This is a genomic window from Bacillus hominis (assembly GCF_030348325.1).
Classification (GTDB): Bacteria; Bacillota; Bacilli; order Bacillales; family Bacillaceae_G; genus Bacillus_A; species Bacillus_A hominis.
This window is the reverse complement of sequence record NZ_JAUCFS010000005.1, coordinates 3,162,047-3,185,426: the sequence shown is the minus strand read 5'-3', so window position 1 is coordinate 3,185,426 and position 23,380 is coordinate 3,162,047. Positions and strand designations below refer to the sequence as shown.

Annotated in this window: 23 protein-coding genes; 19 read left to right on the top strand and 4 right to left on the bottom strand. The window is 35.4% G+C overall.

All coding sequences use genetic code 11. The features are described from left to right. Window positions 1-4: 4 nt before the first annotated feature. The 4 genes from QUF93_RS18975 (at window position 5) to tlp (ending at window position 1,701) form a co-directional block, all read left to right on the top strand. Window positions 5-952 (top strand): 3'-5' exonuclease, encoded by a 948-nt coding sequence (locus QUF93_RS18975; protein ID WP_289359843.1) that lies wholly within the window; start codon window positions 5-7, stop codon window positions 950-952. Window positions 953-1,084: 132 nt separating this feature from the next. Then, complete coding sequence (locus QUF93_RS18970; protein WP_001254699.1) at window positions 1,085-1,228, top strand: FbpB family small basic protein; 144 nt, start codon at window positions 1,085-1,087, stop codon at window positions 1,226-1,228. A 43-nt stretch (window positions 1,229-1,271) separates the two neighbouring features. Then, window positions 1,272-1,406 (top strand): acid-soluble spore protein SspN, encoded by a 135-nt coding sequence (sspN, locus tag QUF93_RS18965; RefSeq protein ID WP_000527988.1) that lies wholly within the window; start codon window positions 1,272-1,274, stop codon window positions 1,404-1,406. Between the two features lie 97 nt (window positions 1,407-1,503). Further along, entirely contained in the window at window positions 1,504-1,701 is a 198-nt protein-coding gene (gene tlp, locus QUF93_RS18960; protein ID WP_001133508.1) for a small acid-soluble spore protein Tlp, read from the top strand. A 27-nt stretch (window positions 1,702-1,728) separates the two neighbouring features. Here the strand turns inward: tlp and QUF93_RS18955 are convergent, their stop codons facing one another. Beyond that, a complete protein-coding gene (locus QUF93_RS18955) occupies window positions 1,729-3,021 on the bottom strand; it encodes a glycoside hydrolase family 18 protein (RefSeq protein WP_002121359.1) in 1,293 nt (430 codons plus the stop codon). Window positions 3,022-3,130: 109 nt separating this feature from the next. Between QUF93_RS18955 and QUF93_RS18950 the strand changes: the two genes are divergently transcribed. Further along, window positions 3,131-3,550, top strand: a complete 420-nt coding sequence (locus tag QUF93_RS18950; RefSeq protein WP_000495819.1) for an acyl-CoA thioesterase — start codon at window positions 3,131-3,133, stop codon at window positions 3,548-3,550. Window positions 3,551-3,576: 26 nt separating this feature from the next. Here QUF93_RS18950 and QUF93_RS18945 read toward each other — a convergent pair whose 3' ends face one another. Together QUF93_RS18945 and plsY are read right to left on the bottom strand one after the other, a co-directional pair. Then, window positions 3,577-3,867: a HesB/YadR/YfhF family protein gene (locus QUF93_RS18945; protein ID WP_002121355.1), complete on the bottom strand. Its 291-nt coding sequence runs from the start codon at window positions 3,865-3,867 to the stop codon at window positions 3,577-3,579. Between the two features lie 108 nt (window positions 3,868-3,975). Next, window positions 3,976-4,572, bottom strand: coding sequence for a glycerol-3-phosphate 1-O-acyltransferase PlsY (plsY, locus tag QUF93_RS18940; RefSeq protein ID WP_289359842.1), 597 nt, complete (start codon window positions 4,570-4,572; stop codon window positions 3,976-3,978). A 225-nt stretch (window positions 4,573-4,797) separates the two neighbouring features. On the opposite strand from plsY, the gene QUF93_RS18935 reads away from it, so the two are divergent. The 8 genes from QUF93_RS18935 to QUF93_RS18900 all read left to right on the top strand — a co-directional run bounded on the left by QUF93_RS18935 (window position 4,798) and on the right by QUF93_RS18900 (window position 15,955). Then, entirely contained in the window at window positions 4,798-6,654 is a 1,857-nt protein-coding gene (locus QUF93_RS18935) for an anaerobic ribonucleoside triphosphate reductase (RefSeq protein ID WP_002121349.1), read from the top strand. Next, complete coding sequence (gene nrdG / locus QUF93_RS18930) at window positions 6,651-7,103, top strand: anaerobic ribonucleoside-triphosphate reductase activating protein (RefSeq protein WP_002121346.1); 453 nt, start codon at window positions 6,651-6,653, stop codon at window positions 7,101-7,103. Before QUF93_RS18935 ends, nrdG begins: the two co-directional genes overlap by 4 nt. 18 nt (window positions 7,104-7,121) lie before the next feature. Further along, window positions 7,122-7,799 (top strand): response regulator transcription factor, encoded by a 678-nt coding sequence (locus QUF93_RS18925; protein WP_002087776.1) that lies wholly within the window; start codon window positions 7,122-7,124, stop codon window positions 7,797-7,799. A gap of 203 nt (window positions 7,800-8,002) precedes the next feature. Then, window positions 8,003-9,244, top strand: coding sequence for a S1C family serine protease (locus QUF93_RS18920; RefSeq protein WP_289359841.1), 1,242 nt, complete (start codon window positions 8,003-8,005; stop codon window positions 9,242-9,244). A gap of 135 nt (window positions 9,245-9,379) precedes the next feature. Then, window positions 9,380-9,793: a CoA-binding protein gene (locus tag QUF93_RS18915; protein WP_289359840.1), complete on the top strand. Its 414-nt coding sequence runs from the start codon at window positions 9,380-9,382 to the stop codon at window positions 9,791-9,793. A 378-nt stretch (window positions 9,794-10,171) separates the two neighbouring features. After that, on the top strand, window positions 10,172-12,136 hold the full coding sequence (parE, locus tag QUF93_RS18910) for a DNA topoisomerase IV subunit B (RefSeq protein ID WP_002121336.1): 1,965 nt from the start codon (window positions 10,172-10,174) through the stop codon (window positions 12,134-12,136). 1 nt (window position 12,137) lies between these two features. Further along, the gene (parC, locus tag QUF93_RS18905) at window positions 12,138-14,561 is read left to right on the top strand and encodes a DNA topoisomerase IV subunit A (RefSeq protein ID WP_289359839.1); all 2,424 of its coding nucleotides are present in this window, start codon (window positions 12,138-12,140) and stop codon (window positions 14,559-14,561) included. 362 nt (window positions 14,562-14,923) lie between these two features. Further along, a complete protein-coding gene (locus QUF93_RS18900; RefSeq protein WP_289359838.1) occupies window positions 14,924-15,955 on the top strand; it encodes an oxidoreductase in 1,032 nt (343 codons plus the stop codon). A gap of 26 nt (window positions 15,956-15,981) precedes the next feature. Here the strand turns inward: QUF93_RS18900 and QUF93_RS18895 are convergent, their stop codons facing one another. Beyond that, the gene (locus QUF93_RS18895) at window positions 15,982-16,575 is read right to left on the bottom strand and encodes a TetR/AcrR family transcriptional regulator (protein ID WP_289359837.1); all 594 of its coding nucleotides are present in this window, start codon (window positions 16,573-16,575) and stop codon (window positions 15,982-15,984) included. A gap of 164 nt (window positions 16,576-16,739) precedes the next feature. Between QUF93_RS18895 and QUF93_RS18890 the strand changes: the two genes are divergently transcribed. The 6 genes from QUF93_RS18890 (at window position 16,740) to QUF93_RS18865 (ending at window position 23,293) form a co-directional block, all read left to right on the top strand. After that, window positions 16,740-17,633: an ABC transporter ATP-binding protein gene (locus QUF93_RS18890; RefSeq protein ID WP_289359836.1), complete on the top strand. Its 894-nt coding sequence runs from the start codon at window positions 16,740-16,742 to the stop codon at window positions 17,631-17,633. Next, window positions 17,626-18,432, top strand: a complete 807-nt coding sequence (locus QUF93_RS18885; protein ID WP_289359835.1) for an ABC transporter permease subunit — start codon at window positions 17,626-17,628, stop codon at window positions 18,430-18,432. The genes QUF93_RS18890 and QUF93_RS18885 overlap by 8 nt, the downstream gene beginning before the upstream one ends. 209 nt (window positions 18,433-18,641) lie before the next feature. Next, window positions 18,642-19,175: an RNA polymerase sigma factor gene (locus QUF93_RS18880; protein ID WP_289359834.1), complete on the top strand. Its 534-nt coding sequence runs from the start codon at window positions 18,642-18,644 to the stop codon at window positions 19,173-19,175. 12 nt (window positions 19,176-19,187) lie between these two features. After that, window positions 19,188-20,186, top strand: a complete 999-nt coding sequence (locus QUF93_RS18875) for an anti-sigma factor (RefSeq protein WP_289359833.1) — start codon at window positions 19,188-19,190, stop codon at window positions 20,184-20,186. A 17-nt stretch (window positions 20,187-20,203) separates the two neighbouring features. Beyond that, the gene (locus QUF93_RS18870; protein WP_289359832.1) at window positions 20,204-21,241 is read left to right on the top strand and encodes an LCP family protein; all 1,038 of its coding nucleotides are present in this window, start codon (window positions 20,204-20,206) and stop codon (window positions 21,239-21,241) included. Window positions 21,242-21,589: 348 nt separating this feature from the next. Then, complete coding sequence (locus QUF93_RS18865; protein WP_289359831.1) at window positions 21,590-23,293, top strand: peptide ABC transporter substrate-binding protein; 1,704 nt, start codon at window positions 21,590-21,592, stop codon at window positions 23,291-23,293. The last annotated feature ends 87 nt before the right edge of the window (window positions 23,294-23,380 follow it).

Genomic DNA, 23,380 nt, shown 5'->3' with positions numbered 1-23,380 from the left:
TGGAGTGGGGAATATATCCTTACCATTAGATTATGTTGTAATTGATTTTGAAACAACAGGATTTAACCCTTATAATGATAAAATTATTCAAGTAGCAGCAGTGAAATATCGTAATCATGAACTAGTAGATCAATTTGTTTCCTATGTGAATCCAGAACGTTCAATTCCGGACCGAATAACGAGTTTAACAGGTATTACAAATTATCGTGTTTCGGATGCACCGACGATTGAAGAAGTGTTACCTTTATTTTTAGCATTTTTACATACAAATGTTATTGTGGCTCATAACGCTTCTTTTGATATGCGTTTTTTGAAAAGTAATGTAAATATGCTTGGATTAGCTGAGCCTAAAAATAAAGTAATTGATACGGTGTTTTTAGCAAAGAAATACATGAAGCATGCACCTAATCATAAGCTTGAAACGTTAAAACGAATGCTTGGAATTCGCTTAAGTTCTCATAATGCATTTGACGATTGTATTACGTGTGCGGCAGTTTATCAAAGATGTGCATCTATTGAAGAAGAAGGAAAAAGAAAAGTGAAGAAAGAAGTGCTTGATGAAACGGTAGCATACGAAGCAGTAAAAGAAATTCTTATGCGAAATAAACGTGATATCGAATGGATTCGCTGTATGAATGTCGGGAGCTACTTAGATATAAAAGCTTTTTACCCAATTATTAGGATGAAGGTGAAAGGGCGAAAGAAATATGTGTTAACGGAAAAAATAGAAGAAGATGTAATCGGTATTTGTACGAGCTTAACGTGTGAGGCAGCATTGAAAAGTGAGATTGGCAACACGAGAATTATGATTGACAGTGTAGAGGACATTTTGAAGTTAGAGAGCTACATTTTAGAAGAATACGATTCTGTATTGCGAGCACTGCATGAATATAGAGTGAGTGAAGAAGGTGCTGATGAAGAAATTAAAAAATATTTAAATATAATGATGTGAAAAAATCCCGTGCGTAATATTTGCGTATGGGATTTTTTGTTAAAACATAAAATTTTCTTGCAAATCTGATTAAAGAGTTTTTCATTTGCTCATACTATGTAGTAATAAAGCGAAGGAGAAAGGGTGAGCAACATGAGAAGAAGTCGCCGTAAATCGTTTGAAGAACTTGTAAATGAAAATAAACAACAATTATTAAGCGATCGTGATGCAATCGATCGAATTGAAGAACGTATTGAAAAACGTTATGAAATGAAACTTTTTAAGCAGGCTGAATAATTCTTAACACTAGTACGATACTAGTGTTAAGGAGGCGATAGTAATGGGTAATCCGAAAAAGAATTCAAAAGACTTTGCACCAAATCAAATTGGAACACAATCGAAAAAAGCTGGTGGCAATAAAGGAAAACAAATGCAAGACCAAACTGGTAAACAACCGATTGTTGATAACGGTTAAAGAAAAGGAGAATATTGCATTCTCCTTTTTTTTGTATAAATTTGAAGGAACATAGGCAATTTAAGATGGTATGTATAAAGAATTAGGAGGGAAGTACATGCCGAATCCAGATAATCGAAATGACAACGCTGAAAAATTACAAGAAATGGTACAAAATACGATTGATAATTTTAATGAAGCAAAAGAAACAGCGGAACTTTCTAATGAAAAAGATCGTGCTGCCATTGAAGCGAAAAATCAAAGACGTTTAGAAAGTATTGATTCATTAAAAAGTGAAATAAAAGATGAATCTTAACAGAATGTACAAAAAGGCTGACGGAAGTCAGCCCTTTTTTGTAATCGTAAAGTTTTCGACGAGTAAACGCCAATTTTGCGGGAATGGTAAACCAATCTTCCAATAACTAATACCGCCTATACCTTGTTCTTTCATTAAATTAAATTTACTTTGCACGGACCGTGAATCTTCAAACCAAACTTCATGCTGTACACCGTTTTCATCAAAGTAATTAAAATGTGGAGCTTGAGCTGTGAAATCATAGCGAATAGGAACATTGTATTTACGAGCTAGTGCAACAGCTGCAACAGAGCTAATTGCTTTTGCGGGTGGATTTCCTTGTTTGAACGGTAGTTTCCAATCGAACCCGTATAAATTTTGCCCCATCATAATTTTTTGTGGTGGCATTTGAGATTTTGCATATTGAAGTACTTCTTTCACAGGACCGATAGGAGAAATCGCCATCGGTGGCCCGCCTTGCCAACCCCAGTCGTATGTCATAATGACGACGAAATCTACAATTTGCCCTTGTGCTTTATAATCATGCGCTTCAAAGAATTTTCCTTTTTGAGTGGAGCTTGTTTTCGGTACAAGCGTTGTACTTAATGTATATCCGCTAGGTAAGCGTGTTTTCACATTTCGTAAAAAGCGATTATATGCTTCGCGATCTTCAGGTGCCACATTTTCGAAATCGAAATGAATGTCTCGCATACCGTATTTTTCAGCCGTTTGCAAAATGTTCGTAATAAATTTATTTTGAATGGTTGGATCACGCAACAAAACAGATGTTAGTTCAGGACTAAAGTTCCCGTTTTCGATATTTGTAATAACGAGCATAGGGATGGTTTTCCCTTGCGTTGCAATAGTAGCGATTTTAGCTGTTTCAGTAGGTTCTTTTAATGTACCATCTCTTTTTGCTTCAAAGCTGAAGTACGCTAAGTATGTTAAAAATGGATTAATAGCACGAGTAGCATTTACTAAACTTTCTTTTATCGGTATTGTTGAAGGTTGTAAATAAGCGATGGATTCTACTGCTCGTTTTGTACCTTTTGGTATATATAATTGTTGTCCGACATGGAGAATAGATTTTAATGAAAGGTTATTAACTTTAGCTAAACTAGCGAGAGGAACGTTATATGTCTGAGAAATTCGATACAGGCTGTCACCAGGCTGTACGTAATAATTATTGCCTTTCGTATTAACGATAAGTGCCTGACCAACAACGAGTGTTTCGGCTGGATTTAGACCATTGTCTTTTACAATTTCTTCAGGTGTAGAGCCATATTTTGAGGCTAAACTATATACACTATCACCGCTACGAACAGTTACAATTTGAATCATGTGCTTGCCCCTTTCGGTAAAAGATTCACTGTTTTTATTTTATTTTTGATTCCACTGTATTATGATTAAATGTATGCAAGGTAGCAGAAGTGAAAGAAGGCGAATACATATGTTTGTAGCAGAACATGAAGTTGAAATCCGCTATGCGGAAACAGATCAGATGGGTGTTGTTTACCATTCAAACTATTTAGTGTGGCTGGAACTAGGGCGCACGAAACTTATACAAGAATTAGGATTTTCATATGTTGAAATGGAGAAAGAGGGAATTATCTCTCCAGTGTTAGACTTACAAATTTCATATCGTAAAGCGATGCGTTACGGAGAAAAAGCAATTGTGAAAACGTGGATTGATACCGTGAGCCCGCTTCGTGTTGTATATGGTTATGAAATTTATAACGGTGATGGCGAGCTTTGTATTACTGCAAGTACAACGAATATTTGTGCGAAAAAAGAAGGGTTCCGCCCTGTATCATTTAAAAAATTATATCCTGAGTGGTATGCGAAATATGAGGAAATTAAAAAGAAATAAAAAAGCGTGGCTACTGCCACGCTTTTTTATTTTTCATAATTAAATTGAGGGAAATCATCACCATCGTTAAGTGTAACTAATAAATTATGTCCATCGAAGAACCACTCATCATCGCCTTCAATAAAGAAGTTAATACCTTCTTCTTGAGTTTGAACAGCAGGATGCGCAGGATCATCTTTACGAATTCCTAAAGAAAGTCCTTTTTGCACAGTACTGCAACCGCCGTATTGTACGAAAAAGCGTAGTGTTTCACCTGATTGTAATTTTAATTCGTCTTTATACCATTGTGCTGCTTCTTTTGTTACGGAAAGATTCATGTGTAGTTCCTCCAAATTATGTTGCTTTTTCTTAAGTATAAAAAATAACGCAAAAAGACGCTATTAATATGCTTCACGTTTTCTTTTTGCGTTATGTGGGTTACGATCTTATTTTTGCTTTTTTGAAAAGTTTGCTTTTGGTTCAGTTTTATTTATAATTCGTCCGATATTTGCACGGTGTTTATAAATAACCATACCAGCTAATAAACACATCGCAATAATGAAGATTTTATCCCCGCTAACAATTGATGCAATAACAGCAACGACAGCTGTTACCATAGAAGAAAGTGATACGTATCTTGTTGTAAATAAAAGGGTGAAAAAGACAACCGCTAATATTGCAAATACAACTGGTGAGTAGCATAATAGCACGCCAGCAGAAGTTGCAACTGCTTTCCCCCCGCGGAATTTTGCGAAGATCGGATAGACATGTCCAAGAACAGCGGCTAATCCAAACCATAGTGGGTGAATATCTGATCCGAAAATAATCGGTAGACCTGTTGCTAATGTACCTTTTAAAATGTCAGCAATTGTTACGATAAAACCTGCTTTTTTCCCTAATGTACGGAATGTATTTGTTCCGCCTAGATTACCGCTTCCATGCTCACGAATGTCGATTCCATAACCGATTTTGCCAACGACTAATGCAAATGGAATCGAACCGAGCAAGTAGGCAACGATAAATAAAAGATATGTAATAACCATGAGTTCAGTCTCCTTTATACAAATGTGTTGATAAAGGGTAAAAAGAGTTTTTCCCGTATATTGTACCATACATTTGTAAAGAGCACATTTCTTTTTTATAAATGAAAAAGTCATTAATTTTTAAAAAAACTTTCACAGGAATGTTACATTTTTCACAAAAACACTAGAACTATATGTTGTATGATTTTAATCAAAAGACAACAACATGTTGGTGGAGGGTTATGAATGTTGAAACAAAATGTACGTGGAGAAGAATTAATGAAAGTATTTGAGACAATTATCCATGGTAATGAACAAGATTTAATGCAGGAAAATGCAAATGTAGATGGCCGATCTCCAATGGGAGTAATGGGAACGTTCGCATCTGAGAGCGCAAAGTATTATGCAGTAGAGAAATTATTATCAGATCAAGTGAAAAAAGCGATAGATCAAAATATATTATATCCGCATGATTTAGATTTTTATGCAACAGGAACGACGACTTGTTCGCAAATTCCGTTAGCGCAAATGCTTGCTAACGGTTTTCATACTGGACATGGGCATATGAGACAACCGCAAGACATTAAAAGTGCGTTGGCGCTTTCTTCAATTATTTTTCAGGCGAATCAAAATATGCAGCACGGTGGTCAATCGTTTGCACTCTTTGATATTGATTTAGCTCCATATGTGAGAAAAACAGTAGAGAGACATAAAAAACGACTACAGTCATATCCGCTTACGAAAGAACAAATAGAGGAATTTGCATGGAAAGAAACAGAAAATGATACGTATCAGGCGTGTGAGGCTTTCGTTCATAATTCAAATAGTATGCATAGTAGGGGCGGGGGACAAGTACCGTTTATTTCTATTAACTACGGAACAGACACATCGAAAGAGGGAAGACTTTTAATTAAGCAACTTTTAAAAGCGACGCAAGCTGGACTTGGTAAAGGGGAAACACCAATTTTTCCTATTCAAATTTTCAAAATGAAAAAAGGCGTGAACTTTGAAGAGTGTGATCCGAACTATGATTTATTTGAATTAGCGTTAGAAACGACGGCTGAGCGATTATTCCCTAACTTTTCGTTTTTAGATGCTCCGTTTAATGCAGTGCACTATGATGGTCGACCTGAAAGTGAAGTATGTTATATGGGGTGTCGTACTCGTGTTATGTCTAATATACATGGGGAAGAAACAGCAATTGGAAGAGGGAATTTATCGTTTACTTCTATTAATTTAGTGAAATTAGCGTTAATTAGTGGTTCAAAAGAAGCGTTTTTTGAAGCGCTAAGTCATTACTTAGATTTAGGCGTTAAGCAATTATTAGAGAGATTTGCTTATCAATGTACAAAGAGAGCAAGAGAATTTCAGTTCTTATATTCACAGGGTGTATGGCGCGGTGGAGAAACGTTACAACCTGAAGATGCTGTGGCGCCGATTTTAAAACAAGGGACGTTAAGTCTTGGTTTTATTGGTCTTGCAGAATGTTTAGTAGCGTTAACCGGAAAGCACCATGGAGAAAATGAAGACTCGTGGAAGCTTGGATATGAAATTATTTCCTTTATGAGGAAGAGGATGGATAAGGCGACGGAAGAACATCAACTCAATTTCTCTGTAATTGCAACGCCAGCAGAAGGGTTATCAGGAAAGTTTGTGAAGAAAGATAGAGAAGAATTTGGTGTAATTAGCGGTGTGACAAATCATAATTATTATACAAATTCGTTCCACGTACCGGTGTATTACAATATTCAAGCGATAAATAAAATTCGATTAGAAGGGCCGTTCCACGCTCTTTGTAATGGCGGACATATTACGTACATTGAACTAGATGGTGCAGCTGTGCATAATCAAAAGGCGTTAAAGCAAATTGTACAAGCGATGGCGCAGTACGGAGTAGGATACGGTTCAATTAACCATCCTGTTGATCGTTGTAAGTGCTGTAGTTATCATGGCATTATCGGGAATGAATGTCCGAGCTGCGGAAATGAAGATGAGAATGAAATAGAAAGAATTCGCCGCATAACAGGATATCTTGTAGGAGATATGTCAAAGTGGAATAGCGCGAAACGTAGTGAAGAGATGGATCGGGTGAAGCATAAATGAAAGTTATGAATATCATTCATGATAGTGTAGTAGATGGAGAAGGATTGCGGACAGTCGTGTTTTTTGCGGGCTGTCCGCATCGTTGTATCGGTTGCCATAATCCAAAATCGTGGAATGTTTGCAATGGAACTGAAATGACGGTAGAAGAAATTGTGAAAGAGATTGAAAAGAATCCATTAACCGATGTAACATTTTCAGGTGGAGATCCATTTTTTCAAGCTGCTGAAGTGAAAAAAGTAGCAAAAGCAGTGAAGGATTTGAAAAAAAATCTATGGATTTATACAGGTTATATGTTAGAAGAGATACAGAGTGCTCAAAATAATGATATGATAGAATTGTTACATTATGGGGATGTTTTGGTCGATGGAAGATTTGAACTTGATAAAAAAGATTTAACACTTCCATTTCGCGGAAGCTCCAATCAACGTATTATTCGATTGAAAGAGTAAAAAGGCGGGATAGGTTATATGAATAAAACAGTATTACTTGTTGAAGATGAAAGAAGATTACGTGAAATTGTTAGCGATTATTTTCGTAATGAAGGCTTTGAAGTAATCGAAGCGGAAGATGGAAAAAAAGCGCTCGAATTATTTGCTGAACATACAATTGATTTAATTATGTTAGATATTATGTTACCAGAAATAGATGGTTGGTCTGTTTGTAGACGAATTAGAAAGGAGTCAGCGGTACCAATTATTATGCTGACAGCACGTTCTGATGAGGATGATACATTACTAGGTTTTGAACTAGGTGCAGATGAGTATGTAACAAAACCTTTTAGTCCGAAAGTGTTAGTAGCTCGTGCGAAGACGTTATTGAAACGTGCGGATGGAGCGGTAGGAGTATCAGAAGAAAATACTATGTCTTTAGCCGGAATAGAAGTGAATCGACTATCTAGAACAGTTTTAGTAGATGGAGAAGAAATTATATTGACACATAAGGAGTTTGAGCTTCTCGTTTATTTAATGGAGAACAAAGGAATTGTGTTGTCACGTCAACATTTATTAGATCAGTTATGGGGATATGATTACTACGGCGATGACAGAACGGTTGATACACATATTAAAAAACTGCGAAATAAGCTAGGAGATAAAGCGAAGCATATCGGTACTGTTATTCGAGTAGGTTACAAATTTGAAGAATAACCTTTAAGTTACTATGCACTTTAGCTTTGGGATATAGCAAATTTATACTCTCCTTTGTAGGTGGAATGTACAAAAAATACTTTTCTTGTCTACAATGATAGATAGGAGTATTTTTTTAATTGGATTTCACGATGAGTTCACAAGAAGGACACAAAATGTGACTATACTGAAAGTACGAATTCACCAGAGAGGGGAAATAAAACATGGGATATTACGACGGACCGAATTTAAATGAAGAGCATAGTGAAACGAGAGAAATGAAAAAATCAGGTAGTAAAAAAGGATATTTTTTCACAGGTTTAGTTGGGGCTGTAGTCGGGGCGGTTTCGATTAGTTTTGCAGCACCTTACATGCCATGGATGCAAAATAATGGAGCGGCAGTTTCGTCATTCAATTCTAATCAACAAGTAGAAGGTACTGTAGCTCCTGTTGTTAATAAAGTGAAGGGCGAAACTGATTTACCAGGCATGATTGAAGGCGCAAAGGATGTTGTAGTTGGTGTAATTAATATGCAGAAGACTATTGATCCGTTTGCGATGCAACCGGCAGAACAAGAGCAAACAGCTGGTACAGGATCAGGTGTTATTTATAAAAAGTCAGGAAATAAAGCATATATTGTAACAAATAACCACGTAGTAGACGGTGCAAATAAACTTGCTGTTAAACTGAGCGACGGAAAGCAAGTTGATGCAAAATTAGTTGGTAAGGACCCTTGGTTAGACTTAGCAGTTGTAGAGATTGATGGATCTACTGTTAATAAAGTTGCAACTTTAGGTGATTCTAGTAAACTTCGTGCTGGTGAAAAAGCAATTGCAATTGGTAACCCACTTGGATTTGACGGCAGTGTAACAGAAGGTATTATCAGTAGTAAAGAACGTGAAATTCCAGTAGATATTGATGGGGACAAACGTCCAGACTGGCAAGCACAAGTTATTCAAACGGATGCAGCGATTAACCCTGGTAATAGTGGTGGCGCATTATTTAACCAAAACGGTGAATTAATTGGAATTAACTCAAGTAAAATTGCGCAGCAAGAAGTTGAGGGGATTGGTTTTGCAATTCCAATTAATGTTGCAAAACCAGTTATTGAATCGCTTGAAAAAGATGGAGTAGTGAAACGACCAGCTCTTGGTGTAGGTGTTGTTTCATTAGAAGATGTGCAAGCTTATGCATTAAACCAATTAAAAGTACCAAAAGAAGTAACAAATGGTGTTGTATTAGCTAAAATTTATCCTGTGTCACCGGCAGAAAAAGCTGGCTTAGAGCAATATGATCTTGTAGTAGCATTAGATGATCAAAAAGTAGAGAATTCACTTCAATTCCGTAAATACTTATATGAAAAGAAAAAAGTAGGCGAGAACGTAGAAGTTACATTCTATCGCAATGGTCAAAAAATGACGAAAACAGCTACATTAGCAGATAATTCAGCTACAAAGAATCAATAAATATAAACTTTAATCAGTTGAGAGTTCTCTTCCTGCTGATTACTAGCTTACATCAATCGGAATAAAAGAAAGTCTCTTTCATGTTGAAAGAGACTTTCTTTATCGGATATACTAAAGGAATAGGAGGGATTAATTATGACAATTGAAAACCCAACTCGTACGGAAATTGGTGAAGTATTGAAGAAAAGTAAAACGATTGCGGTTGTTGGATTATCAGATAAGCCAGAACGTACATCATATATGGTTTCAAAAGCAATGCAAGATGCGGGGTACCGCATTATTCCAGTAAATCCAATAGTTGATGAAGTACTTGGAGAAAAGGCAGTTCCTTCACTAATGGATATTAAAGAACACGTTGATATCGTAAACGTATTTCGCCGTTCAGAATTTTTAAAGGATGTTGCGAAAGAGTTTGTAGAGATTGATGCAGATGTTTTCTGGGCACAATTAGGAGTACAAGATGAAGATACATATAAACTTTTACAAGAGAAAGGCTATACTGTAATAATGGATCGTTGTATTAAAGTAGAGCATGCGATGACAAAATAGTATAGACTTTAAAGATAGAAAGATTGATTCAGCCCTCACTTTTTACATAAGTAGGGCCGATGAACGAGGTGTTCATCATGAGATTTTTTAAAGGCTGTTTTTGGGGATTGTTACTTGTTATCCCGTTTTGGATATTGATCATTTGGATCATGATAAAGGTTTGGAATGTATAATGTTGGAATACATATCCATTTCTCGTTGACAAACGATTATTTTTCTGAAATAGTAGCCTAGAGGAATCCTTGTGAAAAAAAACAAGGATTTTTCTATTGAAAATGGTATATAAAAGAGATAAGATAACTTGCCAAAACTATAGTCTAGGCGTTATTCTATAATAGAAACATATGTTCTGATTTGATTAGGAAAGGGGCAAGGAGTTTGGCGAAGCATCAGTTCCAATATAATGAAGATGCAATTCAAGTGCTAGAAGGACTTGAAGCCGTTCGAAAACGCCCGGGTATGTATATCGGGAGTACGGATAGCCGTGGATTGCATCATTTAGTATATGAAATAGTAGATAACTCCGTTGATGAAGCATTAGCGGGATTTGGCGACGAAATTTCTGTCGTAATACATAAAGATAATAGTATTAGCGTTATTGATAAAGGGCGAGGAATGCCTACGGGAATGCATAAGCTTGGAAAACCGACACCTGAAGTTATTTTAACTGTACTTCATGCTGGTGGTAAGTTTGGCCAAGGAGGCTATAAAACGAGTGGTGGTTTACACGGTGTTGGGGCATCAGTTGTAAACGCCTTGTCAGAATGGCTAGTCGTAACGATTAAGCGTGATGGTAGCATTTATGAACAACGCTTTGAAAATGGTGGTATTCCTGCAACGACGTTAGAGAAAATCGGGAAAACGAAAGAATCTGGTACAACGATGCACTTTAAACCAGATACAACTATTTTCAGCACAACAAATTATAATTATGAGACATTATGTGAGAGATTACGTGAATCTGCATTCTTATTAAAAGGAATGAAAATCTCGATAAAAGATGAACGTAATGATTTAGAAGATGTATTTCATTATGAAACAGGAATTGAAGCTTTCGTTTCATACTTAAACGAAGAGAAAGATTCGATTCATCCAGTTGTATATTTCTCTGGTGAACAAAATGGAATTGAAGCAGAGCTAGCGTTTCAATTTAATGATGGTTACTCAGAAAACATTCTTTCGTTTGTAAATAACGTACGTACAAAAGACGGTGGTACACACGAAGCTGGATTTAAAACAGCAATGACACGTGTTTTCAATGAATATGCGCGTAAAGTTTCTTTATTGAAAGAAAAAGACAAAAATTTAGAGGGTACAGATATTCGTGAAGGATTAGCATCGATTGTTTCTGTACGTGTACCTGAAGAAGTACTTCAGTTTGAAGGACAAACGAAAGGGAAACTCGGTACAAGTGAAGCACGTTCTTCAATTGATGCAATTGTATCAGAGCATTTAGCTTACTTTTTAGAAGAAAACCCGGATGTAGCTACACTTCTTGTGAGAAAGGCAGTTAAAGCAGCGCAAGCACGTGAGGCTGCTCGTAAAGCGAGAGAAGAAGCGCGTACTGGTAAGAAGAAGAAAAAATCAGAAGGTACTTTAAGCGGGAAGTTAACACCTGCACAATCACGTAATCCTCAGAAAAACGAATTGTATTTAGTAGAGGGTGACTCGGCTGGTGGTTCAGCAAAGCAAGGGCGAGATCGTCGTTTCCAAGCGGTGCTACCATTACGTGGTAAAGTAATTAACACGGAAAAAGCAAAGCTTGCTGACATTTTTAAGAATGAAGAGATCAATACGATTATTTACGCAATTGGTGGCGGCGTAGGGAATGAATTCGCTGTTGAAGATATTAACTACGATAAAGTTGTTATTATGACCGATGCAGATACGGATGGAGCACATATTCAAGTGTTACTACTGACGTTCTTCTACCGTTATATGAAACCACTTATTGAAGCTGGTAAAGTATTTATCGCACTTCCACCTTTATATAAAGTAAGTAAAGGGAAAGGGAAAAGTGAAGTAATTGAATATGCATGGTCTGATGAAGAATTAGATGGTGTAACAAAAAAGGTCGGTAAAGGTTATATGTTGCAGCGCTATAAAGGACTTGGCGAAATGAATGCCGATCAATTATGGGAAACAACGATGAACCCTGAAACACGTACATTAATTCGTGTGAAAATTGACGATGCATCAAGAGCTGAGCGCCGAGTTACGACATTGATGGGTGATAAAGTAGAACCTCGTCGTAAATGGATTGAACGAAATGTACAATTTGGCATGCAAGAAGAAGGAAATATTTTAGAAAATGAAATGATTATGGAGACGGAGGTGGAATAACATGCAGGCAGAGAAGTTTCATGACCTCCCGCTTGAAGACGTGTTAGGTGACCGCTTTGCACGTTATAGTAAATATATTATTCAAGACCGTGCGCTTCCAGATGCACGTGACGGTTTAAAACCGGTACAAAGACGTATTTTATATTCTATGTTTGTAGAAGGAAATGTACATGATAAAGCATTTCGTAAATCGGCTAAAACAGTAGGTAATGTTATTGGTAATTATCATCCACATGGTGATTCCTCTGTATATGAGGCGATGGTACGTTTAAGTCAAACTTGGAAAGTACGTAATGTTTTAGTTGAAATGCATGGAAATAACGGTAGTGTTGATGGGGATCCAGCAGCGGCAATGCGTTATACGGAAGCACGGTTATCACCAATCGCGTCTGAGTTATTACGTGATCTCGATAAAGAAACAGTAGAATTCGTGTCAAACTTTGATGATACGAGTGAAGAACCTGTTGTATTACCAGCAATGTTCCCAAACTTATTAGTGAACGGATCTACAGGGATTTCCGCTGGTTATGCAACAGAAATTCCACCGCATCATCTTGGAGAAGTAATTGATGCTACAATGATGCGTATCGATCAGCCGAATAGTTCTGTGGATGACTTGTTAACAGTTATTAAAGGACCTGATTTCCCTACAGGCGGTATTATACAAGGGATAGATGGCATTAAAAAAGCTTACGAAACAGGTAAAGGTAAAATTATTATTCGCGGAAAAGCAGAAGTTGAAACGATTCGTGGCGGGAAGCAACAAATCGTTATTACAGAAATTCCGTACGAAGTAAATAAAGCGAACCTAGTTAAGAAAATGGATGAATTACGTCTAGATAAAAGGCTAGATGGAATTGCTGAAGTGCGTGATGAGACAGATCGTACAGGTCTTCGCATCGTTGTAGAATTAAAAAAAGAAGCGAATGCTGAAGGTATTTTAAATTATTTATATAAAAATACAGATTTACAAATTCCATACAACTTTAATATGGTTGCGATAAATAATCGTCGTCCGACACTTATGACATTACCTAAGATTTTGGATGCATATATTGGGCATCAGAAAGAAGTTGTTACAAGACGCTCACAATATGAATTAAGAAAAGCAGAAAATCGTCAGCATATTGTAGAAGGTTTAAAGAAAGCATTATCAATTTTAGATGAAGTGATTGAAACGATCCGTGGGTCTAAAGATAAGCGTAATGCGAAGGATAATTTAAGTGCGAAATTTGGATTTACAGAGGCGCAGTCAGAAGCAATTGTTTCGTTGCAACTATATCGTTTAACGAATACAGATATTACAGCGCTAGAGCAAGAAGCAGCAGAACTTAGTAAGAAAATTATAGAGTTACAGACGATTCTACAAAGTGAAAAAAGACTTCTTCAAGTTATTAAAACAGATTTGAAGAGAGTAAAGAAAACATATAGTGATAATCGCCGGGCGATAATTGAAGAGGAAATTGAAGAAATTAAAATCGATGTGGAAGTTATGATTCCGCAAGAAGATGTCATCGTTACTGTAACGAAAGAAGGATATGTGAAACGAACAGGTTGGCGTTCACATAATGCATCGAACGGGAAAGACTTCGGTATGAAAGAGGGTGACATCTTACTTGAGCGTTTCGATACAAACACGACAGAAACCGTTCTTTTATTTACGAGCAAAGGAAATTATATTTATCTTCCTGTATATGAAATGCCAGAAATTCGTTGGAAAGATTTAGGTCAACACGTTGCGAATCTTGTTTCACTCGAGCGAGATGAAGCGTTAATTTGGGCAACAGTCGTACCGAATTTCGAAGAAGAAAAACGATTTATCGTATTTGTTACACGAAACGGTATGATTAAGAAGACAGAATTAAATCAATATAAGGTGCAACGTTATTCACGGGCGTTCGTTGCTGTAAACTTGAAAAAAGATGATGAAGTTGTTGATATATTTGCGACAGATGGGACAAGTGATATTGTTCTTGCAACACATGGTGCATATGCACTTGTATTCAATGAAGAAGAAGTAAGTCCAGTTGGTGTAAGAGCAGCTGGTGTGAAAGCAATTAATTTAAAAGAAGATGACTATGTTGCTTCTGGTAAACCGTTAAATGGTGAAAAAGATCAACTTATTCTTGTTACGCAGCGAGGTGCTGTGAAACGTATAAAGGCATCCGAAATTGAGAAATCAACGAGGGCGAAGCGAGGCCTTGTAATTTTTAAAGAGTTAAAACGTAATCCGTACCGCATTGTCGGTATTGAAATTGTTCGTGATGACGAATTAGTTTACATGAAGACAGAGAAACACATTGTAGAAGAAATTGATCCGAAAGCGTTTCGAAATAAAGACCGGTATAGTAATGGTAGTTTAGTACTAGATGTTAATGATACTGGTGAAGTAATTGAAACGTGGACGAAGAAAAGAACGGAATAAAGTGAAACTTTAATCAGTGGGGGTTTTGTCCATCCCCCACTGATTATTAGTTGAACCAATCGGGCTTTTACGGGCAGTTGGTCTCCCGCCTAACTCCCTCGCATTCGCCGAATTTTGAGGTGGGAGTCTTACTGCCCGTTAATGCGGGATAAAGGAAGCATCTTGCTATGAATGATAGCAAGATGCTTTTTTCTAAGCAAATCATTATGTATATAAAAATAATCTTGTTATAATAATGAAATGAAATCGTTCTCATAAAGTGAAACTTTAATCAGTGGGGGTTTTGTTCATCCCCACTGATTATTAGCCTTCACCAATCGGACTTTTACTGCCCGTTAGTGCGGGATAAATGGAGGGGCAACATGAAAAAAATAGGTGTAGGGATTGTAGGATTTGGATTTTCTAGTACAACATTTCACATCCCGTTATTACAAACGATAGAAGAATATGATATTCGTGCTATCTTATCTTCAAAAGATGAAGTAGTGAAAGAAGCATTGCCAAATACTGAAGTTGTTGGCACAATGGATGAATTAGTAAAGCGAGCTGATATTGACTTAGTGGTCATTACTTCGCCGAATACAACTCATTTTCCATATGTAAAAGAAGCGATTGTACACGGTAAGCATGTTGTTGTGGAAAAACCATTCGTTGTTTCAATTGAAGAAGGAGAAGAACTTATTTCATTAGCGAAGCAACATAATGTCGTTTTAAGCGTGTATCACAATCGCCGTTTTGATAATGATTTCTTAACGATAAAGAAATTATTAGAAGAAAAAAGAGTAGGGAATGTATACGCATATGAAGCGCATTTCGATCGTTTCCGCCCACATGTACGTGATCGCTGGAGAGAAAATAATTTGCCAGGATCAGGAATTTTGTATGATTTAGGATCACATTTAATTGATCAAGCATTATCATTATTCGGGAAACCAGATGCAATTAGTGCAGATGTAATAAAGCAACGACCAGGTGCAGAAATTGATGACTACTTCCATGTTATACTTCACTACGGAGTAAAGCGTGTTATTTTACATAGTAGCAGTTATGTGAAACAAGCTGGACCACATTTTACACTGCATGGAGATAAAGGTTCTATCGTGAAGTATGGTATGGATTCACAGGAAGAACAATTAAAAGAGGGAATGAAGCCAGGTGATAATGGTTATGGAGCAGACGCTGAAGAGAATTTTGCTACTTTAGAAACAGAAGAAGAGTTAGTACGTATTCCAACAGAAGTCGGCTGTTATGAAATGTATTATAAAGGTGTAAGAGATAGTATTGTAAATGGTGAGAAACCACCTGTAACAGCAGAAGAAGGTTTGGAAGTTATTAGACTTATTCAATTGGCAATTGAAAGTAGTGAAACTGGTAGAGTCATTTCGGTAAAATAAAAAAAGACACGATTCTGTGTCTTTTTTTATTTTTGCGGAACAGAAAGTCCGTAAAAGAACATCGTAACTATATCTTGTATATGTTTTTCTCGAGCTCCTTCAAGAAGTTGTGCCCCGAAATCATCACCTAATTTAGTGAACATTTGAATGTACAGTAACATCATTTCTTTTGAAAGATGGGGATTAATTTCATTTTTGCGCTGTGCTTGTTCTAATATTTCTAAATACCAAGGCAGGATTTTTTCGTTTTGATAACTATAAATAAACGTCCGAAGCTCTTCGTCTTTTTGCATCATTTGTAGTAGCATATCAGGCTGAAATAACCCGCCCGTATTCATTTTTCTTACAATCATTTTTTGCATCATATCATGAAAAGGTAATTTTTCTTCCGCCAGCTCTTTATAATATTGAAATTCAGATATTATAAATTCTTGTATAAGTTCCCTAAATAACGCATCTTTACTTCCAAAATGATTATAAATTGTAACTTGAGAAACGTTTGCTTTTTTTGCAATATGTTCTATTTTCACTTCATTAAATCCATGTTCTGAAAATAATACGAAGGCTGCCTCTTTAATGGCACGCTTTTTCTTTTCTTTCACTTTTTCAAAGCCGTTCAATACAATCACCTCATTTAAAATATACAAGAAAAAATAATTGAAAACAATAATTTTGAAATATGGACATATAAATATTTCAAAAAGTTGTTGCGAATATGAAAGATGAGGAGTACAATAATTTTGAAATATCATATGTTAAATATTTCAAAAAATGAGGTGGACTTATGATTTCAGTTCAAAATGTTACAAAACAGTTTTCAAATGGAAAAGGCTTGTTTGATATTACATTTGAAGTGAAAGAAGGAGAAGTTTTTGGCTACTTAGGACCAAATGGAGCTGGAAAATCAACAACGATTCGTAATTTAATGGGATTTATAAAACAAGCAGCTGGTAAAGCGACAATTTTCGGATTAGATTGTTGGGACGATGCCGCGAAAATTCAAAGAGAAGTTGGCTATTTACCAGGAGAAATTTCTTTTATTGAAGGAATGAATGGATTAGAGTTTTTAAATTTGATGCAAGGAATGCGTGGGTTAAAAGATATAAAAAGACGAGATGAATTGATAGAACGTTTGCAATTCGATGTGAAAACACCAATTCGGAAAATGTCTAAAGGAATGAAACAAAAAGTAGGTATAGTTGCGGCATTTATGCATGATCCAGAAGTGTTAATTCTAGATGAACCGACATCAGGACTCGATCCACTTATGCAACAAATATTTATAGATTTAATATTAGAGGAAAAGCAAAGAGGAAAAACGATTCTTATGTCTTCACATATTTTCACTGAGATTGAGAGAACGTGTGATAGAGTAGCGATTATTAAAGATGGTCGCCTTGTAACGGTTGAAAACATTCATGATTTACAGGGGATGAGACGACAGGTGATAGATGTAACAGTATCATCTCAAGAGGAAATCGAATCGCTTAAACAATGTGATTTGCAATTTGAAGGGGTGAAAGGTAGAGAGGCGTCAATTATTGTGCAAGGCAATTATCAAACTGTTTTACAAATACTTTCAAACTATAATGTAACGGCACTTCAAACGAGAGCGACGGATTTAGAACATTTATTTATGCATTATTACGAGAAGAAAGAAGGGATAAAGCATGAATAAACAATTATTTTTAGCTAGTTTGAAAGAAGCTCAAAAAAGTATATTGAGCTATGCTACTGGTGCAGCACTTTATTTATGGTTATTAATTTGGATATTCCCATCAATGGTATCGGCGAAAGGTTTAAATGAATTAATAAGTGCTATGCCTGATAGCGTGAAAAAAATTGTTGGTATGGAAAGTCCGATTCAAAACGTAATGGATTTTTTAGCTGGTGAGTATTATAGCCTATTGTTTATTATCATTTTAACAATTTTTTGCGTAACAGTTGCGACACATTTAATTGCTCGTCATGTAGATAAAGGAGCGATGGCATACTTGTTAGCGACGCCTATATCTAGAGTGAGAATTGCCATTACGCAAGCGGCTGTTCTTATATTAGGGTTATTAATCATTGTATTTGTTACGTATGTAGCGGGTATATTAGGTGCAGAATGGTTTTTAAAAGATAATAACTTAAATAAAGAATTATTTTTAAAAATAAACGTAGTCGGAGGGCTTATATTTTTAGTAGTTAGTGCCTATTCATTTTTCTTTTCCTGTATATGTAATGATGAAAGAAAGGCACTAAGTTATTCAGCAAGTTTAACTATCTTATTTTTCGTATTAGATATGGTAGGTAAATTAAGTGATAAGTTAGAATGGATGAGAAATATATCTTTATTTACATTGTTTCGTCCGAAAGAAATTGCTGAAGGAACATATAATATATGGCCAGTAAGCGTAGGCTTAACTGTTGGGGCACTATGTATTTTTATATTAGCAATTGTAGTGTTTAGGAAGAGAGATTTGCCGTTGTAAAGTAGAAAGTCCACTTAATTAGTGGGCTTTTTTCGTTTGTAAATTCGAAGGGATATCTTTTAGAGAAACATTTAAGTAGATAGTAAAAATGGAGTGTTTACATTTTTTCTTGTAGAAATATTCAAAAAGAAGTGAACCTTTTTCTAGGATACTCCGTCTAATATGTGTAAAGTTTAATTAATAGAGAGGCTGAAACAGGAGGACCAATTGTGAAAGTAATTCCTTTATATAAGATGATTGTAAAAGAAGAAACGGATGTTTCTTTAGCAAAAAAGGGTAATCATGAGGCTTTTATGAGACTTATGCATACAGAAAAAGTAAAGATGTATCGCATTGCGAAGGCGATGTTACGTGATGAGACGAATATAGAGGATGCAATGCAGGCAACAATTTTAAAAGCTTATGAAAATATAAAAAAACTGAAAAAGGAAGAGTTTTTTCAAACTTGGCTAATTAGAATTTTAATAAATGAGTGTAACAATATAATTCGCTCTTATAAAAAAGTAATTGTAATTGAGGATCATGATAGTAATATGGTGGCGTTCGATCGATATGAAGATATTGATCTTTGTAATGCTATTCAGTCTTTAACGGAAGAACTAAGAGCTGTAACCGTACTTTATTATTATGAAGATATGAATCAAGAAAGTATTGCAACGCTTTTAGAAATTCCAAAAGGCACGGTTAAATCAAGATTGTCACGTGCAAGGGAACAATTAGAAGAGCGATTAAAGATGGAGTAGGAGGTGGTTAAAATGGATAAAGAAAAATCATTTGATGAAAAATTAAAAAAGAGAATAGAAAAGGATAATCCCGTATTGCCACGGGCACTAAACGAAAAAATTAATGATACACTTCATAATCTTCCTGTAAAAAGAAAGAGTTATAGAGTACATATGATGTTTATTAGTGCCGCTGTTCTAACGCTGTCAATTGTATCTATGTCTGAGTTTTCTATACAGAGCTTTGCACAAAATGGAGGGATGTTTAATTACGTAAAGAAGAATGCATTTTCTGATTATGAGAATGAAGAAGAAATAAAGTCGAACGTCAATTATCCAGATAAGGAAAAGATTCATCAAAAGATGCTTGATTCAATTGATCATTTCCAAAATGTTTCAGGGCAATTCGAAGAATATTCTAGCTCTACAAGAATTGCTACAACATATAAATATGCGATTGATACGGAGAAACAAAGTGGTATTTCATCTAAAGAAGACAAACTATCGAAAAAAAGCACGATGATTTATAGCGAGGACGGAAAAAAAGAGTTTAATGATAAGAATAATACGTATAAAGAGACGAGATGGAGCCCAAAAGAAAGAAATAATGAACTATTAAAATTAAGCCCTACGGAAAGGTTGTTGAGAAAATCAGGTGAGAAGAACCGGTATGATGACGAATATGTGGGATTCGCTAAGTACAGTATTCAATCAGAATTTGCTGATCTATTAATTCGATATAAAGATTGGAGTTATAAAGAAACGAAGTATCTTGGACTCGATTGCTACAAAATAGAAGGGATAATAAACATAGAAATGCCTGTAAGTACATCTGAAGATTTGAGAGGGAAATTTGAAATGGTTGTAGATAAAAATACGGGGATTATGTTGAAGTTCCTTAGTTTCCATGAAGGTATGATTCAATATTCGATTACGACTGAATGGATACAAATAAACAAAGGATTGAAAGAGAATGTATTTCAAAAGGATAGCACTAATTATGAAAAATTGAAAAACATATTAGATGAATAGAAAACGGAGGGAACTATATGGAGAATACCTCTTCTTCAAGAGAAAAGAAAAATCAACGAAAATATAAAAAGACAACGATAATAAGTGTATTGTTAGGAGTATTACTATTTGGCGGAGTTGGGTATGGTGCCTATGTATATATGAAAACTTCTAATCTCGTACAAAAATCTAATTTGAACTTATCGCGTGGTGAAAAATCAAATTTACGTGAGAACGCTGTAAAGCCAATTACAAACAACGTTTCAATGTTAATTATGGGAATTGATGAAAATCCAGAACGGCAAAAGGGGTATAATGGTGCATTTCATACGGATGCATTATTGTTAGCTACGTTTAATAAAGAAGATAAGACAGTGAAGTTAACCAGTATACCACGAGATACATATACATATGTTCCAATCGAAAAGAAAAAGGATAAAATAACACACGCATATGGAAGTGGTTTCGTTAAAAACGGAAAAGATGGAGGGCCACAAGCTTCTGTTGAGGCAGTAGAAAAGTTACTGCAAGTACCGGTAGATTATTTTGTGAAATTTAATTTTGGTTCATTTATTAAAATTGTTGATGGGCTCGATGGTGTTGAGGTAGATGTCCCGGTTGAATTTACTGAACAAAACAGTAAAGATGAACCTGATACGATTCACTTGAAAAAAGGGGTTCAAAAATTAACGGGAGAAGAAGCACTTGCTTTGGCGAGAACTCGTCATATTGATAGTGATGCAATGAGGGGACAGCGCCAACAACTTGTTATTGAGGCGATTTTAAGTAAATTAAAAAGTGTAGGGTCTATTACAAAACTGGAGAAAATGGTTGAGGCCGTCGATGGTGATTTTAAAACAAATTTAGCATTGGATGATATTTTATCTTTTTATAAATATGGTTTAGATTGTTCAGTTGAGAAGATTCAACTGAACGGTGATGATTTATATTTACCAAATGGCCCAAATGGACAGCGTGTATATTATTATAATCCTAATAAAGATGACTTACAAAATTTGAGTAATACACTCAGAACACATCTTGGATTAAGTGAGAAGCAAATTGAGGAAAACTAAAGCAGATGTTATATCTGCTTTTTTTGTTTTTGTAGGAAAAAGATTTCTAAAATATACATTATTTATTAACGATAATCTACAGTCTGTTTATTAGAAAACATAATTAACACTATTAAATTAGTGTATATGTAACGATAAAAAACGATGTTAAAAAACTATATGGAATTTTTATGAATATTACTGTAAGAAAATAATTTTTTAAAAATTTTTAATAATAATACTTTACAAATTTTAAAAAATTAGTAGAATAAGAAGTAGTAAGAATCGTCTGATAAATATATAAAGAAAAACGGAATTATCAGAAAATTCTTGATTAGATATCGTTTAGAATTAGGGAGGGTACAAAAAATGAAAAAGAAAAAAATGAAAAAACTAACGGCAGTTGTAGTACCGGTTTTAGCAATGAGCATGGCACTAACAGCATGTTCTACATCAGGTGGAGATAAGAAGACAAGCACGGATTCTAGCTCTAGTGGAGATAGTAAGTCAGGAGAAAAACTAGCAGCGAAACAAGTGCTAAATCGAACAGTAAACCAAGAGATTCCAACGATGGATTCTTCTAAATCAACAGATACAGTATCTTCACAAATGCTAGGGAATACGATGGAAGGGTTATATCGTCTTGATAAAGATAATAAGCCTATTCCAGCTGCGGCAGAATCTAGTACGAAAAGTGAAGATGGTAAAAAATATACATTTAAACTACGTAAAGATGCAAAATGGTCAAATGGTGATCCAGTAACTGCGAAAGATTTCGTATATGCTTGGCAACGTCTATTAGATCCAAAAACAGCTGCTGAGTATGCATTTATCGCATTCCCAATTAAAAATGCAGAAGTGGTTAATAAAGGGGAAAAACCTGTAGCTGAATTAGGAGTGAAAGCGGTAGATGATCTTACGCTTGAAGTTGAATTAGAGCAAGCGGTACCGTACTTCTTAAACTTAGTAGCATTCCCATCGTACTACCCATTAAATGAAAAATTCGTAAAAGAAAAAGGGGAGAAGTTCGGTATAGAGTCTGATACAACAGTTTATAATGGACCGTTCGTTCTTAAAGATTGGAAGCATGAACAAGGATGGCAATTAAAGAAAAATGATCAATATTGGGATAAAAAGACTGTAAAACTTGAAGAAGTTAACTTCAGTGTTGTTAAAGAGCCAGCAACTCTTATCAATTTATATGATAGCGGTCAAGTTGATTTCGCTTTATTAAATGGAGAGTTCGTTGACAAATATAGAGGTAAGAAAGATGAATTTGGCACATATTCACAAGTAAGTACGTATTTCATTCGTATGAACCAAAAACGTGATGGACAAGACACGCCATTAAAGAGCAAAAAATTGCGTGAAGCAATTGCACTATCAATTGATAAAAAGAATTTAGCAAATGTAATTTTAAATGATGGATCAAAAGAAGCTGACTTCTTAGTACCAAAAGGTTTAGCAACTGGACCGGACGGTAAGGACTTCCAAGAAACGTTTAAAAATGGTTTGAAACCAGATGCGAAAAAAGCTGCTGCAGCTTGGGAAGAAGCGAAAAAAGAGCTTGGCAAAGATCAAGTTACAATTGAATTCTTAAACTATGATACTGGTAATGCGAAAAAAGTTGGAGAATATGTGAAAGATCAAATCGAGAAAAACTTAAAAGGTGTAACAGTTAACATTAAACTTCAACCATTTAAGCAAAAACTAAAATTAGAATCTGAGCAACAATATGATATTTCATACGGTGGTTGGAATCCAGATTATGCAGATCCAATGACATTCTTAGATATGTTTGAGTCTAAGCATTCTCATAACCAAATGAGCTTCTCAGATCCTAAATATGATGAAATGGTGAAAAAAGCTGGAACTGAATTAATGGGTGATGCGAAAAAACGTTGGGAAGAGTTAGGGAAAGCTGAAAAAACATTACTTGAAGAAGATGTAGCGATTGTACCTTTATATCAACGTGGAGATTCTTATGTTTTACAACCAAATGTAAAAGGTGTAGTAAAACATAATATCAGTCCAGAATTTAGCTTTAAGTGGGCATACGTGACTGAAAAATAATAGAGTTAAAAAAGCATTTTAAAGTAGCTTAGCTACTTTAAAATGCTTTTTTTATTGAGCTTAAAATACTAATTTTTAGTACAGTTA

What these genes read in the sequence shown, in the direction of transcription:
- QUF93_RS18870 (WP_289359832.1), top strand. Translation starts at nt 20,204, where the DNA reads ATGGAGAATACCTCTTCTTCAAGAGAAAAGAAAAATCAACGAAAATAT.
- QUF93_RS18920 (WP_289359841.1), top strand. Translation starts at nt 8,003, where the DNA reads ATGGGATATTACGACGGACCGAATTTAAATGAAGAGCATAGTGAAACG.
- QUF93_RS18935 (WP_002121349.1), top strand. Translation starts at nt 4,798, where the DNA reads ATGTTGAAACAAAATGTACGTGGAGAAGAATTAATGAAAGTATTTGAG.
- QUF93_RS18875 (WP_289359833.1), top strand. Translation starts at nt 19,188, where the DNA reads ATGGATAAAGAAAAATCATTTGATGAAAAATTAAAAAAGAGAATAGAA.
- QUF93_RS18970 (WP_001254699.1), top strand. Translation starts at nt 1,085, where the DNA reads ATGAGAAGAAGTCGCCGTAAATCGTTTGAAGAACTTGTAAATGAAAAT.
- QUF93_RS18900 (WP_289359838.1), top strand. Translation starts at nt 14,924, where the DNA reads ATGAAAAAAATAGGTGTAGGGATTGTAGGATTTGGATTTTCTAGTACA.
- QUF93_RS18955 (WP_002121359.1), bottom strand. Translation starts at nt 3,021, where the DNA reads ATGATTCAAATTGTAACTGTTCGTAGCGGTGATAGTGTATATAGTTTA.
- QUF93_RS18915 (WP_289359840.1), top strand. Translation starts at nt 9,380, where the DNA reads ATGACAATTGAAAACCCAACTCGTACGGAAATTGGTGAAGTATTGAAG.
- QUF93_RS18925 (WP_002087776.1), top strand. Translation starts at nt 7,122, where the DNA reads ATGAATAAAACAGTATTACTTGTTGAAGATGAAAGAAGATTACGTGAA.
- plsY (WP_289359842.1), bottom strand. Translation starts at nt 4,572, where the DNA reads ATGGTTATTACATATCTTTTATTTATCGTTGCCTACTTGCTCGGTTCG.
- QUF93_RS18945 (WP_002121355.1), bottom strand. Translation starts at nt 3,867, where the DNA reads ATGAATCTTTCCGTAACAAAAGAAGCAGCACAATGGTATAAAGACGAA.
- sspN (WP_000527988.1), top strand. Translation starts at nt 1,272, where the DNA reads ATGGGTAATCCGAAAAAGAATTCAAAAGACTTTGCACCAAATCAAATT.
- QUF93_RS18865 (WP_289359831.1), top strand. Translation starts at nt 21,590, where the DNA reads ATGAAAAAGAAAAAAATGAAAAAACTAACGGCAGTTGTAGTACCGGTT.
- nrdG (WP_002121346.1), top strand. Translation starts at nt 6,651, where the DNA reads ATGAAAGTTATGAATATCATTCATGATAGTGTAGTAGATGGAGAAGGA.
- QUF93_RS18885 (WP_289359835.1), top strand. Translation starts at nt 17,626, where the DNA reads ATGAATAAACAATTATTTTTAGCTAGTTTGAAAGAAGCTCAAAAAAGT.
- parC (WP_289359839.1), top strand. Translation starts at nt 12,138, where the DNA reads ATGCAGGCAGAGAAGTTTCATGACCTCCCGCTTGAAGACGTGTTAGGT.
- QUF93_RS18950 (WP_000495819.1), top strand. Translation starts at nt 3,131, where the DNA reads ATGTTTGTAGCAGAACATGAAGTTGAAATCCGCTATGCGGAAACAGAT.
- QUF93_RS18890 (WP_289359836.1), top strand. Translation starts at nt 16,740, where the DNA reads ATGATTTCAGTTCAAAATGTTACAAAACAGTTTTCAAATGGAAAAGGC.
- tlp (WP_001133508.1), top strand. Translation starts at nt 1,504, where the DNA reads ATGCCGAATCCAGATAATCGAAATGACAACGCTGAAAAATTACAAGAA.